Origin of the sequence: Oerskovia sp. USHLN155, from assembly GCF_037145535.1 — a bacterium.
Taxonomy (GTDB): Bacteria; Actinomycetota; Actinomycetes; order Actinomycetales; family Cellulomonadaceae; genus Oerskovia; species Oerskovia rustica.
On the sequence record NZ_JBBCXG010000001.1, the window covers coordinates 250726 to 264744 of the forward strand.

The 14019-nt window shown below is 74.0% G+C and carries 15 protein-coding genes; 11 read left to right on the forward strand and 4 right to left on the reverse strand.

The features are described 5' to 3' along the window. The first annotated feature begins 43 nt into the window (after positions 1 to 43). Positions 44 to 1120, forward strand: coding sequence for a thiamine-phosphate kinase (locus tag WFH32_RS01095; protein ID WP_336705955.1), 1077 nt, complete (start codon positions 44 to 46; stop codon positions 1118 to 1120). A 74-nt stretch (positions 1121 to 1194) separates the two neighbouring features. On the opposite strand, the gene WFH32_RS01100 is transcribed toward WFH32_RS01095, so the two are convergent. Next, the gene (locus tag WFH32_RS01100) at positions 1195 to 1713 is read right to left on the reverse strand and encodes a GNAT family N-acetyltransferase (RefSeq protein WP_138825082.1); all 519 of its coding nucleotides are present in this window, start codon (positions 1711 to 1713) and stop codon (positions 1195 to 1197) included. Positions 1714 to 1862: 149 nt separating this feature from the next. Continuing rightward, positions 1863 to 2897 carry an NAD(P)/FAD-dependent oxidoreductase gene (locus WFH32_RS01105; RefSeq protein ID WP_336705956.1) on the reverse strand — a complete coding sequence of 345 codons (1035 nt, stop codon included), beginning with the start codon at positions 2895 to 2897 and terminating at the stop codon, positions 1863 to 1865. An 80-nt stretch (positions 2898 to 2977) separates the two neighbouring features. Between WFH32_RS01105 and WFH32_RS01110 the strand changes: the two genes are divergently transcribed. Beyond that, a complete protein-coding gene (locus WFH32_RS01110; protein WP_191796208.1) occupies positions 2978 to 3583 on the forward strand; it encodes a helix-turn-helix domain-containing protein in 606 nt (201 codons plus the stop codon). A gap of 148 nt (positions 3584 to 3731) precedes the next feature. On the opposite strand, the gene rpmB is transcribed toward WFH32_RS01110, so the two are convergent. Then, positions 3732 to 3923: a 50S ribosomal protein L28 gene (gene rpmB / locus WFH32_RS01115; RefSeq protein ID WP_030150850.1), complete on the reverse strand. Its 192-nt coding sequence runs from the start codon at positions 3921 to 3923 to the stop codon at positions 3732 to 3734. Positions 3924 to 4216: 293 nt separating this feature from the next. Between rpmB and WFH32_RS01120 the strand changes: the two genes are divergently transcribed. From WFH32_RS01120 to rsmD, 3 genes are all read left to right on the forward strand, one after another. Next, positions 4217 to 5938 carry a DAK2 domain-containing protein gene (locus WFH32_RS01120; RefSeq protein WP_336705957.1) on the forward strand — a complete coding sequence of 574 codons (1722 nt, stop codon included), beginning with the start codon at positions 4217 to 4219 and terminating at the stop codon, positions 5936 to 5938. Continuing rightward, the gene (locus WFH32_RS01125; protein ID WP_336705958.1) at positions 5935 to 8307 is read left to right on the forward strand and encodes an ATP-dependent DNA helicase RecG; all 2373 of its coding nucleotides are present in this window, start codon (positions 5935 to 5937) and stop codon (positions 8305 to 8307) included. The genes WFH32_RS01120 and WFH32_RS01125 overlap by 4 nt, the downstream gene beginning before the upstream one ends. Before the next feature lie 94 nt (positions 8308 to 8401). After that, entirely contained in the window at positions 8402 to 8986 is a 585-nt protein-coding gene (gene rsmD / locus WFH32_RS01130; RefSeq protein ID WP_191796205.1) for a 16S rRNA (guanine(966)-N(2))-methyltransferase RsmD, read from the forward strand. 129 nt (positions 8987 to 9115) lie between these two features. Here the strand turns inward: rsmD and WFH32_RS01135 are convergent, their stop codons facing one another. Further along, positions 9116 to 10000: a hypothetical protein gene (locus tag WFH32_RS01135; protein WP_336705959.1), complete on the reverse strand. Its 885-nt coding sequence runs from the start codon at positions 9998 to 10000 to the stop codon at positions 9116 to 9118. Positions 10001 to 10151: 151 nt separating this feature from the next. Between WFH32_RS01135 and coaD the strand changes: the two genes are divergently transcribed. The 6 genes from coaD to mutM all read left to right on the forward strand — a co-directional run bounded on the left by coaD (position 10152) and on the right by mutM (position 14013). Next, a complete protein-coding gene (gene coaD / locus WFH32_RS01140) occupies positions 10152 to 10697 on the forward strand; it encodes a pantetheine-phosphate adenylyltransferase (protein ID WP_191796240.1) in 546 nt (181 codons plus the stop codon). Continuing rightward, on the forward strand, positions 10694 to 11218 hold the full coding sequence (locus WFH32_RS01145) for a hypothetical protein (protein ID WP_191796203.1): 525 nt from the start codon (positions 10694 to 10696) through the stop codon (positions 11216 to 11218). Before coaD ends, WFH32_RS01145 begins: the two co-directional genes overlap by 4 nt. 255 nt (positions 11219 to 11473) lie before the next feature. Beyond that, on the forward strand, positions 11474 to 12061 hold the full coding sequence (locus WFH32_RS01150; RefSeq protein WP_318244106.1) for a YceD family protein: 588 nt from the start codon (positions 11474 to 11476) through the stop codon (positions 12059 to 12061). Between the two features lie 2 nt (positions 12062 to 12063). Then, on the forward strand, positions 12064 to 12258 hold the full coding sequence (gene rpmF / locus WFH32_RS01155) for a 50S ribosomal protein L32 (protein ID WP_030150858.1): 195 nt from the start codon (positions 12064 to 12066) through the stop codon (positions 12256 to 12258). Positions 12259 to 12263: 5 nt separating this feature from the next. Next, a complete protein-coding gene (gene rnc / locus WFH32_RS01160; protein WP_336705960.1) occupies positions 12264 to 13037 on the forward strand; it encodes a ribonuclease III in 774 nt (257 codons plus the stop codon). Beyond that, positions 13030 to 14013, forward strand: a complete 984-nt coding sequence (mutM, locus tag WFH32_RS01165) for a bifunctional DNA-formamidopyrimidine glycosylase/DNA-(apurinic or apyrimidinic site) lyase (RefSeq protein WP_336705961.1) — start codon at positions 13030 to 13032, stop codon at positions 14011 to 14013. Before rnc ends, mutM begins: the two co-directional genes overlap by 8 nt. Positions 14014 to 14019 lie beyond the last annotated feature (6 nt).

Sequence of the window (14019 nt, forward strand, 5' to 3'; positions counted from 1 at the left end):
TAGCCGCTCCGGCGGGCGTGCCGGTCCCGCGTAAGGTGGCGCCGTGAGCGATCCGAACGAGAACCCGACCTTGGTGCGCGAGACCTCGGAGGAGGAGCTGCTCGCCGCGATCTTCCCGCTCCTGCCGACGGGCGAGGCGACCCTCGTGGGCCCCGGTGACGACTCGGCCGTGGTCAGCGCTCCCGACGGGCGCTTCGTCGTCTCGACGGACGTCCTGGTCGAGCGGCGACACTTCCGCCCGGAGTGGTCCACGGGGTACGACGTCGGGTGGCGGGCCGCCATGCAGAACCTCGCCGACATCGCGGCCATGGGGGCACGGCCCACGTCGCTCGTGGTCTCGCTCGTGGTCCCGGGGCACCTGCCCGTCGGGTGGGTCACGGGTCTCGCGCGCGGCCTCGCCGCGGCGTGCGCGCCGAGCGGCGCGGCCGTCGTCGGGGGTGACCTGTCGAGCGGTGACGACGTGGTCGTCGCGGTCACGGTCCACGGGGACCTGGGCGGTCGGGCGCCGGTCCTGCGTTCGGGTGCCCAGGTGTCCGACGTCGTCGCGCACGCCGGGCGCAGGGGCTGGTCCGCCGCGGGGCTCGCCCTGCTCGACCACGACCTGGGGGACGCGGACCGCGAGCTGGTCGACGCGTACCTGCGGCCCGAGCCGCCGCTTGCCGCGGGCCCAGCGGCAGCCGACGCCGGTGCGACCGCGATGCTGGACCTGTCCGACGGGCTGCTGCGGGACGCGGGCCGTGTCGCCCGCGCGAGCGGCGTCGGGATCGACCTGGACCTCGACGCGTTCGCGGCGGACCTCGCCCGGCTCGCCCGTGCGGCGTCCGCCGTGAGCTCGGCCACGGGTCGGCGTCCGGCGGGGGAGTGGCCGTCCGCCGCCGAGGACGTCGCGGGGTCGGGAGACAGGGCGGCACTGGCTCGCGACTGGGTCCTGACGGGTGGTGAGGACCACGGGCTGCTCGCGACCTTCCCTGCGGGGACGGCCCTCCCCGAGCCGTTCCGGGAGGTCGGGCGCGTGGTGGCTGCGGGACCCGCGGCCTCCGGCGCCGCACGTCCGGCGGTCACGGTCGACGGGGCCGCGCCGCGCGCGCACGGCGTGGGGTGGGACCACTTCCGCGGCTGAGCCCTGGGACGACGGTCGAGGGGGCCACCCTCTCGGGCGACCCCCTCGACGGGAGGACTGTCGGAGGCCCGGCGTCAGGACCTGCGGCGGTACCGCACCTGGGTCAGGTCACGGCCGCCGATGTCGTCGCGGCGCTCGACGCCGTCCGGGGCGAACCCGTGGCGGCGGTAGAAGTGCTGCGCGCGGTCGTTGTCCTTGAGCACCCACAGGGAGACAGGGGTGCGCGGGGGGACCTTGCCGAGCATGGTCCTCATCAGGTCACGGGCCACGCCACGGCCCCACGCCTCGGGGTCGAGGTAGATGGCGTAGATCTCGAGGTCGCCGTCGTCGGCGTCCTCGTCGCGGGCCGGCCCGATGCTGGCGAAACCGAGGGCGCGCCCGTCGGCCTCGGCGAGCAGGATGTCCGCGCCGGAGTTCGTGAGGTTCGTGGTCCAGGCGGACTCACGCTGGTCGTGGTCGAGCGAGGCCAGGTACTCGTCAGGGACGATCCCGGCGTAGGCACCGCGCCAGGAGGCGATGTGCACCTGGGCGATCGACGCCGCGTCCTGCGGTGTCGCCGTGCGGATCGTTACCTCGTTGAGTTCCGTCACCATGACCAAATCCTGCCACTTCCGTGGAGATTCGCCAACCCTCTTTGTCCGGATCTTCAGCAAATCTCCCCAAGGGGATGTGTTGTCGGCTTCGACGAGGGGTGGCTGGGCCGTCGGCGTCGCCCCTCGCGGTCCGTCGTCCACCGATCCTCTCAGCCTTTGCCGACGGTCGCCTGCCGGGTGCCGACGGAGCCCGCGACCGCTCGTCGGACGTCGTCGGCGATCAGGTCGGCGTTGGTCGCCGCAGCGGCCTGGACCCCGGCGGCGGCCGCGGCGACGACCTGCGCCATGATGTTCGTGACGTTGCCCGCGACGCGAACCCCGGGCAACGAGGTCGCTCCCATCGGGTCCGACGGGACGTACGTCCCGACCACCGTGCCGTCGACGACCTGCTCCGCGGTCTCGACCCCCAGGGACTCCAGGACCGCGGACCGGGCGGTGAAGCGGGGCGCGACGACGAGGGCGTCGCACGGCACGACCTCGCCGGACGCCAGCCGCACGCCGTTCAGCACGCCGTCCCGGACGTCGAGCGCCTCGACCGGACCGTCGACGACCGTGACGCCGCGCGCGTCGAGCGCGGCGCGGGTCGGTGCGTCCGGCGCGGGCTCCTCGTGGAGGAAGAGCGTCACGTCGTCGGTCCACTGTCGCCACATCTGGGCCTGGTGGAGCGCCACCGGGCTCGTGGCGAGGACGCCCACGGCCTGGTCGCGCACCTCCCAGCCGTGGCAGTAGGGGCAGTGCAGGACGTCCCTGCCCCAGCGCTCGGCGACCCCGGGGACCGCGGGCAGCTCGTCGACGAGCCCCGTGGTGACGAGCAGCTGCCGAGCGTGCAGGTCCCGGCCGTCCGCGAGCCGGACCTCGAAGCCGCCGTCCGGCAGCCGGGCGGCCGACTCGACCGTGCCCTGCGTGATGCGGCCGCCGTACGCCGCGACCTCGCCGCGCCCGGTGGCCAGGAGCGCGGCAGGGTCCTCGCCGTCGCGGGACAGGTAGCCGTGCATGTGCGCGGCGGGGGCGTTGCGGGGGCGACCCGCGTCGACCACGAGCACGTCGCGCCGGGCGCGGGCGAGGGTCAGGGCTCCGCTGAGCCCGGCCGCGCCGCCTCCGACGACGATCACGTCGTGGACGCGGGGCGTGGCGTCGGTGTGCGTGTTCTCACCCGTGGCGGGTGTCGGGCTCGTGCGGGTCATGGGGACCACCTCCTCGACGAGCATCGGTGCGCAGGGTCGTCGGTGGCAATTCCTGTTGCCGGAGTGGCAAACTCGGGTGCATGAACGCACCAGAGGACGACCCCTTCGCCGCCGCCCTCGAGGCCGTCGGCCCCCGGCTGCGGGCACTGCGACAGCAGCGTCAGCTGACCCTCGTCGAGCTCTCCGACCGCACGGGCATCTCCGTGAGCACCCTGTCCCGCCTGGAGTCAGGAGGCCGGCGCCCGACGCTCGAGCTCCTGCTGCCGCTCGCGCGCGAGCACGAGGTCCCGCTCGACGAGCTCGTCGGCGCGCCGCCCACGGGAGACCCGCGCATCCACGCGCGGCCCGTGAAGCGGGGAGACTCGACGATCCTGCCGCTGTCCCGCCGCCCGGGCGGGGTCCAGGCCTACAAGCAGGTCCTGCACGGACGGACCTCGGACGTGCTGCCGGAGACCAAGGTGCACGAGGGCTACGAGTGGCTCTACGTGCTGGGCGGGCGGTTGCGGCTCCTGCTCGGAGAGCACGACCTGGTGCTGGGCGAGGGCGAGGCCGCAGAGTTCGACACGCGCACCCCGCACGCGATCCTCAACGCCGACGAGCACCCGGTCGAGCTCCTCGTCCTGCACGGCCCCCAGGGGGAGCGGGCGCACTTCCGGGCCCGGCCGAAGCGGCGTCGCGTGGACTGACACGACCGGTCACGGCCCCCGACGACCCCGTGCGCACCGCGGCCTCGCGCCGCAGGGGAGCACCGCCGTCGGGCCCGGGCGTTCCCCAGGAACGCGAAAGCCCGCCAGGACGATTCCTGGCGGGCTTTCGGCGAACGAGCGGGAAGGCTCAGACGTGACGGACGACCTTGCCGGCCTTCAGGCACGAGGTGCACACGTTGAGACGCTTCGGGGTACCCGAGACGATCGCACGGACGCGCTGGATGTTCGGGTTCCAGCGACGCTTCGTACGGATGTGCGAGTGCGAGATGCTGTGCCCGAAGCTCGGGCCCTTGCCGCAGACTTCGCAGTTGGCAGCCACGATTTCTCCTGATCGTCGTGCACGCCTCCGCGAAAGGACAGCGGCGACGTAGTGAATGGTCTGTGGGGTGAACGCTCCGAACCAGCACACAGGCCGGGGAACGTCCGTGGTCGCCCGGATCTGTCCGGGCAACCTCCATAGGGTAGCCGATGGCCACCCTCCACCCCAAACCGACCCGAGAGCGTGCATGGTGCAGCGCGCAGGGCGGACTACGGTGGTCCGGTAAGTATCGCAGGCTCTGCGGGGGTTCGGCACCCCCGCGCGCCCGACCCCGACGAAGGAGCCCCACGAGCGTGACGGACGGCACGGAGCACATCGAGCCCGCGGTGGTGCGGGCATGGGTGGCGGAGACGGTCCGGACGCTGGGCGAGGCCAGGGCGCGCATCGACCGCGCGAACGTGTTCCCCGTGGCCGACGCCGACACGGGCACCAACCTGTTCCTGACCGTCACCGAGGGTGCGCGGGCCGTGGGCGAGGTGCCCGACGGCGCGCCCGTCGACACCCTGCTGCTCGCCTTCGCGCGGGGTGCCCTGATCGGGGCCCGCGGCAACTCTGGTGTGATCCTCAGCGAGTTCCTGCGCGGGTTCGCCGGTGCGACCACCGTGGCCGACGAGCCCGTCGGGTCCCTGCGGGTCGCGACGCGCCTCGAGGCGGCGGCCCGCTCGTCGTACGCGGCCGTCGCCGTCCCGGTCCCCGGCACGATCCTCACCGCGGCCGACGGAGCCGCCGTCGCCGCGCGCCTCGCGGCGGACGCCGGGGCAGACCGGAACGGCGTCGTGCTCGCAGCGCGCTCGGGGGCGCACGAGGCCATGCTGCGCAGCCCCCGAGAGCTCGACGTCCTGTCCCGCGCGGGCGTGCTCGACGCCGGGGCGTTCGGGCTCGTGCTCGTCCTCGACGCGCTGTGCCGGGCGTTGGGGGTCGTCGCCGCTGACGCTGCGGGGACCGACGACGTCGCCACCGACGGCCTTCGCCTCGGTCCGGGCAGCTCCCTGTCGGTGGTCGACGGCACCATGGCCCCCATGACGAGCGGGCCTGCCGACGAGGACGTGACCGATGTCACGGCGAGCGTGACCGCGCAGGGGAGCGACGTCGTCGGGCCGGTGAACGGCGCGGCGCCCGAGCACGCGCCCGTCGGGATCGACGGCGAGTTCGAGGTCATGCTCGTGGTCGACGGCACAGACGGCACAGGCACCCCGGCTCCGTCGTCGTCCCTCGCCGACGCGTTGCGAGCGGCCCTCGCGCAGGTCGGCGACTCGGTCGTGGTCGTGGGGGAGGGCGTCTGGCAGGCCCACGTGCACACCGACGACCCCGCGCGCGCGGTCCAGGCCGCCCGGACCGCGGCCGGCGGCGCCCGGCTGCGTCAGGTGTGCGTCCGTCACCTCCCGACCCAGGTCGCGGCGCGCGGCCTGCACGGGCACGCTGTCCCGACGCCCGGCGAGGTACCCGAGCACGGCGTCGTCGCGATCACGTCGGCCCCCGGCCTCGTGCCCGACCTGGCCCGCAGCGGTGCCGTCGTCCTCCTCGCGACCGACCAGGCGCCGACACCGGGGGAAGTGCTGCGCGTGGCCGTGGACACCGGCGCGCGCCGCGTCGCCGTCCTGCCCGGGAGCGAGGACGCGGCCGGCGTGGCCCGCGAGGCCGGCGGGCTCGTCGGCACGGGCGCCGGCGACCTGCGGGGCATCGAGGTGCTCGACGCCCCCACCGACCTGCACGTCGTGGCGGCGCTCGCCGCAGCGACCCTGGGCTCCGTCGACGACGTCGTCTCCCTCATGCGGGCGACCCTCGACGACGTCCGGGCCGTCCAGGTCCCCGCGGACGGGGCGCTCGTGCGACCCGCGCTCGAAGGCCTCCTCCGCGCCGACGACGAGGTGCTGACCGTCCTGCCGGGGCGACGGGTCGACCCGGTCGTGATCGACGTCGTCGCAGGCATCGCCCGCCAGCGCGTCCCGGGCATCGAGGTCGTCGTCCTCGACTCGGGGCGCGACCACGCCGACCTGGAGCTGGGAGCAGAATGAGCAGCGACCCTCGCACCGCCGCCCCCGCGGACGCGGACCACCTGACCGGCACGCGACGCCTCGCAGGCGACCTGGTGACCGGACCGGTCGACCGCTTCGCCGAGCCCCTGACCAAGGTGCTCGGCCCGCGCTCGGCGGGCGCCCTCGCCAAGCTGGGCCTCGAGACCACGGGGGACCTGCTGGGCCACTACCCGCGCCGCTACGGCGACCCGGGCAAGCTGACCGACCTCGGTGGCCTGGTGCTGGGCGAGCACGTCACGATCATGGCTCGTGTCGTCCAGGCGACCGTGCGGGCCATGCGCTCGCGCGGCGGCGCCATGCTCCAGGCCGAGGTGACCGACGGCGTCCACCGCCTCTCGCTGACGTTCTTCGCGAAGGGCACCGGTGCGCTGCGTACCCACGAGAGCCGTCTCCAGCCCGGCCGCACAGGCCTGTTCACCGGCGTCGTGAGCGCCTACCGCGGGGCCCGCCAGCTCACGCACCCGGACTACCTCGTCATCGGGGTCGACGCCGACGACGAGGAGGCCGCCCTCATCGAGGCGCGGCGCCCCATCCCGCTCTACCCGGCGAGCGCCTCGATCCCGAGCTGGCGCATCCAGAAGGCCGTCCGCCAGGTCCTCGACCCGCTGACCGAGGACGAGGTGCCGGACCCGCTGCCGCCCGCCGTGCGCGAGGCCCGGGGCTTCGGGTCCCGGCACGCGGCGCTCAAGGACGTCCACGAGCCCTTCGACACGCGCCAGTGGCAGCACGGGCGGGACCGGCTGCGCTACGAGGAGGCGTTCGTCCTGCAGGCCGCGCTCGCCCAGCGGCGCGCGCGGGCCGAGGCCGAGGAGGCCACGGCGCGGCCGCTGCGCGCACCGGGCGAGCCCAGCGCGCTCGCGGACTTCGACGCGTCGCTGCCGTTCACGCTCACGGCCGGGCAGCGCGAGATCGGCGAGGAGATCTCCGGCGAGCTCGAGCGTTCGCGGCCCATGCAGCGCCTGCTCCAGGGCGAGGTCGGCTCGGGGAAGACGGTCGTCGCGCTGCGCGCGATGCTCCAGGTGGTCGACGCCGGAGGTCAGGCCGCGCTCCTGGCTCCCACCGAGGTGCTCGCCTCGCAGCACGCCCGCACCCTGCGGACCCTGCTGGGGCCGCTCGCGGAGGAGGGCATGCTGGGCGGGGCCGACCACGGCACGCGCGTCGCGCTCCTCACGGGGTCGATGGGGGCCGCGGCAAAGAAGGGCGCGCTGCTCGACGCAGCGAGCGGCCGGGCCGGGATCGTCGTCGGGACCCACGCGCTGCTGAGCGAGAACGTGCAGTTCGCGGACCTCGGCCTCGTCGTGGTCGACGAGCAGCACCGGTTCGGCGTCGAGCAGCGCGACGCGCTGCGCGCCAAGGCCCGCACCAGCCCGCACCTGCTCGTCATGACCGCGACCCCCATCCCGCGCACGGTCGCGATGACCGTGTTCGGAGACCTCGAGACGTCGTCGCTCACCGAGATCCCGGCCGGCCGCGCCGGCATCACGACGCACGTGGTCCCCGCGGACAACGAGGCCTGGATGGACCGGACGTGGCAGCGCGTGCGCGAGGAGGTCGACGCCGGCCATCGGGCCTACGTGGTGTGCGCGCGGATCCACCCCGACGAACCTGCGGCGGGCTCGGGCGCCGCCGACGCGGAGGGCGCCCCCGCGAAGAAGAAGACCCGGACCGACGACTTCGACGAGGTGCCCGACTTCCTCGACCTGGACGGACCGGGCACCGGGTCGGACCGGCCACCGCTGCGCGCCGTGCTCGAGGTCGCCGAGGAGCTCGCGAGCGTGCCGGCCCTGCGCGGGCTCGCCGTCGGGGTCCTGCACGGGCAGATGGCCCCCGCGGACAAGGAGAAGGTCATGGCCGACTTCGCGTCCGGGGCCGTCCAGGTGCTGGTCTCCACGACCGTGGTCGAGGTCGGCGTGGACGTCCCCGAGGCCACCGTCATGGTCGTGTTCGACGCCGACCGCTTCGGCCTCTCGCAGCTTCACCAGCTCCGCGGGCGCGTGGGCCGCGGATCCGCGCCCGGGCTGTGCCTGCTCGTCTCGACCGTCGAGCCCGGGACGCCCGCGGCCGTGCGCGTCGAGACCATGGCCGAGACGACGGACGGGTTCCGGCTCGCGACCGTGGACCTCGAGCTGCGCAGCGAGGGCGACGTGCTGGGCGCGGCCCAGTCCGGCAGGGCGAGCTCGCTGCGGCTGCTGCGCGTCGTCAAGGACGTCGCGGTGATCGAGCAGGCGCGAGCCGACGCCGCGGAGGTCGTCGGCGGCGACCCAGAGCTCGAGCAGCACCCGGAGCTGCGGGCCGCGATCGCGAGCCAGCTCGACCCCGAGCGCGAGGAGTTCCTGGAACGCGCGTGACGGTTCTGCCCGCCGAGGGTGACGGTCGTGCCCGCCGAGGGTGACACCGTCCAGGCGGCGCGGGCGTGCCAGGGCGTCCGTCTAGGCTGTCCGCATGACGAGGATCGTGGCCGGGACGGTCGGTGGACGCAGCCTGCAGGTGCCCCCCAAGGGGACGCGGCCCACGAGCGACCGGGTACGCGAGGCGATCTTCTCGCGGCTCGAGCACTACGGGGTCCTCGACGGCGCCTACGTCCTGGACCTGTACGCGGGGTCCGGCGCCCTGGGGCTCGAGGCGGCCTCGCGCGGCGCGCAGCGAGTCGTGCTCGTGGACGCGGCCCGTGTCGCGGCAGAGGTCTGCCGGGCCAACGTGAAGACCCTCGGCCTGACGAACGTGCAGGTCGTCCAGGACAAGGCCGAGAAGTTCGTGCAGTCGCCTCCGTCGACCACGTGGGACGTCGTCTTCATCGACCCGCCCTACGACGTGTCGGAGGCCGTCGTCGCCGAGCTCCTGCGCCAGCTCGCGCAGACCTCGGCGCTCGTCGAGGACGCGGTCGTCGTGGTCGAGCGGTCTACACGCAGCCCCGAACCGACGTGGCCGTCCGGGTGGGAGCTGCTCGCCCGCAAGGACTACGGCGAGACCGCGGTGTACTACGCGGGCCCCGCGACGGCCGAGGAGCCGCAGGCCGACGCGTCCTGAGACCCGTGCGAGACGGGTGCCGGGGTGCGGGTGGTTCGGTCCGAGACGGGTCTCCCCGCAACGGGCGAAGGCTCCCGTCTGGGACCGAACCTCCCGTCTCGCGGGCGGACGGCGGGGGGCCGGACGGCGTCAGCCCGCCGGCGCGCGCAGCGACGACCCGTCGAGCAGCCCCACGGGCACGCGGTCCAGCTCGTCCACGCCGAGCAGCGCGACCCGGTCGCCCGACACCGCGTCGAGCAGGGCGCGGGTCGGTGCGTCGTTGGCCAAGGATCCCTCGCTGGCCTCGAAGTACTCCCGCAGGAACGCGCGCAGGGGCGCGGCGGGTACGCTCGCCGCCTCCGGGTCCTCGGTCGCGAGCGTCATGAGCAGCAGTGCCGGGACCCGCTCAGCCCCCGGCTCGTTGCCGGGCTGGAAGTACGGCACCGCGAGCACGCGCCCACCGTGGCGGGCGTAGAACCGCAGCCGAGCCTCGGGGTCGCCGTGCGCCTCGCTCGCGGCATGGAACCGCGGGTGCTCGACCTCGCCGAGCACCATGACCGGGTGCAGGTCCTTCAGCCACGCGGCGACCGCGGCCCCGAGCAGTGCGGCACCGATGCCACCTCCGCGGCGCCCCGGGGCGATCGCCAAGTACTGCACCAGCAGGACGCGCGCCTCGGCCGACCAGGACCCGACGACGCCCGCCACCACGCGACCGGTCGGCACCGGGCCGGTCCCGCCCGTCGCGGTGCTCTCCTCGCCGAGGCCGTCCGAGGCGGTGCCCGCCTCACCCGACCCCGTGCCCGCCGCACCCGACCCCGTGCCCGCCGCGGCCGGACCGGCCGGGGGAGTGGCGCCGTCGGGCACCTCGACGACGCCCAACGACTCCAGGTGCCCCGCCGCGTGGTCCGCGAGGAACGAGTCGAGCGAGACCAGCTCGGCAGGCGGGAACGACGGGCTCAGCACGTCCCGGTAGAGCTGCGTGAGCTGCTCGACGGAACGCAGGGGGACGACGACGGGGCCGGACACGGGAGGCATGGCCCCCATCCTGCCGCGCTCGTGGCGTGCGCGCAGGACGGTCGGGCGTCCCCGGCCGGGCTGCCGCCCCGGCGCCGTGCTGGCGCTCCGCGGGTCGCCCGACAGCCCTGACCTGCCCGGATTCCCGGCGGGCGTGTACTACCGTGGCGAGGTGACCATCGCCGTCTGCCCGGGGTCGTTCGACCCCCTCACCCTCGGCCACCTCGACATCGTCCGCCGAGCGCGGTCGCTGTTCGACGAGGTGATCCTGGGGGTCGCCCGCAACTCCTCCAAGTCAGCGCTGCTGAGCGCCGAGCAGCGCGTCGAGATCGCCCGCGCGGCGCTCGCCGTGAGCCCGGGGCTCGAGGACGTCCGCGTCGAGATCGTGCCCGGCCTCCTCGTGGACTTCTGCCGGGACGCCGGCGCGGCGGCCGTCGTCAAGGGGCTGCGGGGCGGTGCGGACTTCGACGCCGAGCTGCCCATGGCCCTCATGAACCGTCATCTCGTGGGCGTCGAGACGGTGTTCGTCCCGGGCGACCCCGCCCTCGCCCACGTCGCGTCCTCGCTCGTCAAGGACGTGGCCCGCTTCGGCGGTCCCGTCGACGACCTGGTGCCCGCGGGCGTCGGGGACCTCGTGCGCCAGGCGCTCGCAGACCGCGCCGCCCGCGCCGACGGGTCGGCGCAGGCGCCCCCCACCACGGAAGGAACAGGCCGATGAACGACCACCCGCTCGGGCAGACCGAGGACGAGGCGCAGACCGAGGCCGGTCTCCACGTGATCCTCGACGACCTGGCCCTGCTCGTCGAGAACGCCCGGGCGATGCCCATGTCGTCCTCGGTCCTCGTGCACAAGGCCGACGCTCTTGCCCTCGTCGACGAGATGCGCCAGGCGCTGCCCGAGCAGCTCGCGCACGCGGACGAGGTCCTGGCCGAGGCCAACGCCGTCCTGGAGGACGCGAACCGGCAGGCAGAGGACATCCTCAACACGGCGCGCGCCCGGGCGATCGAGCTGGTCCAGAAGGAGCAGGTAGCGGTCCAGGCCGAGTCCCGCGCCCGAGCGATCGTCGAGGAGGCCGAGCGGACCGCCGCGGAGCTGCGCGTCGACGCCGACGACTACTGCGACCGTCGCCTCGCGGAGTTCGAGGTGGACCTCGGCAAGATCATGGCGCAGGTGCACGCGGGGCGCGCCAAGCTCGCGCAGCGCATCGGCGACTACCAGGGGCAGGCGGACGGGGCCTGACGCTCGCACCGAGGGGCGGGTCGGGCTCGCCCGGTCCTCGCCCGCGCCTCCCCGCACACGCTGCGCGGACCCGAGCGGCGCGGTGGGCAGTTCGCGAGGTTCGACGGCAGTTCCGCGATGCCGTAAGATAGTCCGTTGGTCCTGCCTGTCATCGACTGGGACCGAGGACGCTCGTCCATCCCCCGAGTTCTCGCGGGGCAGGCGTGCGTGCTGTGACCTTGAACACCGGTGGCCCGCTCGGGTCGCCGAAACCCTGTGGAGGAACCCATCACTCTCGACTCGCGCTCGCCTCTTGTGCTCGACACGTACGAGCTCGGTCGGCGTCCCGGATCGATGCGTGAGGTGACTCGCTCGGTCAAGGCTCCGGCCGACCTCGGAACCGTCGTGATCGGCATCCCTGAAGGCACCGACCTCGAGCTGGACGTCCGGCTCGAATCGGTGATGGACGGTGTGCTGGTGACGGGGACTGCCCAGGCCCAGGCGGTCGGGGAGTGCGTGCGGTGCCTGGAACCGGTGACGGCTGACGTCGTCGCGGACGTCCAGGAGCTGTTCGTGTATCCCGAGCGTGCGAAGGCCGCGGCAGAGTCCGGTGACGACGAGGACGAGGTGTACGAGCTCGAGGGCGACCTGATCGATCTCGAGCCCGCGCTTCGGGATTCCGTCGTCACTGCACTACCATTCAGACCGTTGTGTCAGCCCGATTGCCAGGGCCTGTGCTCCGAGTGCGGAGCACGTCTGGCTGAGGATCCTGATCACTCGCACGACATTGTCGATCCCCGGTGGTCGGCACTACAGAGCATGCTCGAGGATCCGAGCGTGTCCGACGAGACGAAAGAGAGCTAGCCGTGGCTGTTCCGAAGCGCAAGATGTCGCGCAGCAACACCCGTGCGCGTCGTTCGCAGTGGAAGACCACCGCCGCGAACCTCACGACCTGCCCGCAGTGCAAGGGCGACAAGCTGTCGCACGCTGCGTGCCCGACCTGCGGCACCTACAAGAGCCGTCAGTACGTCGAGGCGCTGCGCACCGAGCACGCAGGCTGAATAGCGTGACGCCGGACGCCCCCGCGGCCGCCGGTCTTCTCGAGAGGCTCGGGATCCACCTGGATCCCGAGCTTCTCGTGCTTGCACTGACGCACCGTTCCTTCGCGCACGAGCACGGCGGGATCCCGACCAACGAGCGCCTCGAGTTCCTCGGCGACGCGGTCCTGGGCCTGGTCGTGACCGAGGCGCTGTACCGCCGCCACCCTGACCTCCCCGAGGGCGAGCTCGCCAAGATGCGCGCCGCCACGGTCTCGCAGAAGTCCCTCGCCGCGATCGCGCGCACCCTGGGGCTCGGCGGGTACATCCTGCTCGGCAAGGGCGAGGTGCGCACGCACGGGAACGACAAGGACTCGATCCTGTCGGACACCGTCGAGGCCCTCATCGGCGCGACCTACCTCAGCCACGGCCTCGAGGTCGCGCGCGACCTGGTGCACCGTCTCGTGGACCCGACGCTCGCCGTCGCCGCGGACCTGGGTGCGGGGCTCGACTGGAAGACCTCCCTCCAGGAGGCGGCTGCCGCGCGGAACCTCGGTGCCCCCGCGTACGCGAGCCAGGGCGACGGTCCGGACCACGCCCGCACCTTCACGTCCGAGGTCTCGCTCGACGGCGTCGTGTACGGCACGGGGAGCGGCTCGGCCAAGAAGTACGCGGAGCAGGACGCCGCCGAGATGGCCTACCGGGCGATCATCGAGCTTCCGCTACCCGCGGCGGCCGTGCCTGCGGCCTCCGCGGCCGACCCGGGCGAGCCGATCGACGGGGCGCACGGGACCGTTGCCTGAGCTCCCCGAGGTCGAGACCGTCCGTGACGGCCTGGCCCGCCACGTCACGGGCCGGGTCGTCACCGGCGTCGAGGTCCTGCGCGACTACTCGGTCCGCCGCCACGAGGGCGGCCCCGAGAGCTTCCGCGGCCAGCTCGTCGGCCAGCGCGTGGGCGCCGCGGTCCGCCGCGGCAAGTACCTGTGGCTCCTCCTGTCGCAGGAGCCCGCCCACGCCTCGGTTCGCAGCCCTCTGCCCGACGGCGCACCGCCCGCGGGCGATCACGTCACCGCGCTCATGGCGCACCTGGGCATGAGTGGCCAGCTCCTGGTCCGTTCGGGGACGGCCGCGGTCGACAAGGTGCCGCACCTGCGTGTCCGGCTCGAGCTGTCCGCGCTCCCCGGGGAGCCCGGGACGCCGCGGACCCTCGACTTCGTGGACCAGCGCACGTTCGGGCACCTGTCGGTCACGGACCTCGCGCCCACCCCCGACGATGGCCCCGGTGGCTGGGGCTCGGCTCTCGCGGAGATCCCCGAGCCCGCCGCCCACATCGCGCGCGACCTGCTCGACCCCGCGCTGCGGCGCGACGACCTCGCGAGGGCGATCCGCCGTCGTCGGACCGGGATCAAGCGAGCCCTGCTCGACCAGCGCCTCGTGTCCGGCGTGGGCAACATCTACGCCGACGAGGCGCTGTGGCGCGCCGGCCTGCACTACGCGCGCCCCACCGACACCCTGCGCCTGGCCGAGGCGCACCGCGTGCTCGACGCGGCCGAGGAGGTCATGCGCGAAGCCCTCGCCCAGGGCGGCACCAGCTTCGACGAGCTCTACGTCAACGTCAACGGCCGGTCCGGCTACTTCTCCCGCTCGCTCGCGGTGTACGGCCGCGAGGGCGAGGCCTGCACCCGCTGCGGTGCGCTCGTGCGGCGCGACGAGTTCATGAACCGGTCGTCGTACACGTGCCCCGTCTGCCAGAAGGTGCCGCGGAACGCTCGCTGGTAGGTGCCC

What these genes read in the sequence shown, in the direction of transcription:
- WFH32_RS01100 (WP_138825082.1), bottom strand. Translation starts at nt 1,713, where the DNA reads ATGGTGACGGAACTCAACGAGGTAACGATCCGCACGGCGACACCGCAG.
- WFH32_RS01145 (WP_191796203.1), top strand. Translation starts at nt 10,694, where the DNA reads ATGAACGACCACCCGCTCGGGCAGACCGAGGACGAGGCGCAGACCGAG.
- WFH32_RS01135 (WP_336705959.1), bottom strand. Translation starts at nt 10,000, where the DNA reads ATGCCTCCCGTGTCCGGCCCCGTCGTCGTCCCCCTGCGTTCCGTCGAG.
- WFH32_RS01125 (WP_336705958.1), top strand. Translation starts at nt 5,935, where the DNA reads ATGAGCAGCGACCCTCGCACCGCCGCCCCCGCGGACGCGGACCACCTG.
- rsmD (WP_191796205.1), top strand. Translation starts at nt 8,402, where the DNA reads ATGACGAGGATCGTGGCCGGGACGGTCGGTGGACGCAGCCTGCAGGTG.
- WFH32_RS01105 (WP_336705956.1), bottom strand. Translation starts at nt 2,897, where the DNA reads ATGACCCGCACGAGCCCGACACCCGCCACGGGTGAGAACACGCACACC.
- WFH32_RS01110 (WP_191796208.1), top strand. Translation starts at nt 2,978, where the DNA reads ATGAACGCACCAGAGGACGACCCCTTCGCCGCCGCCCTCGAGGCCGTC.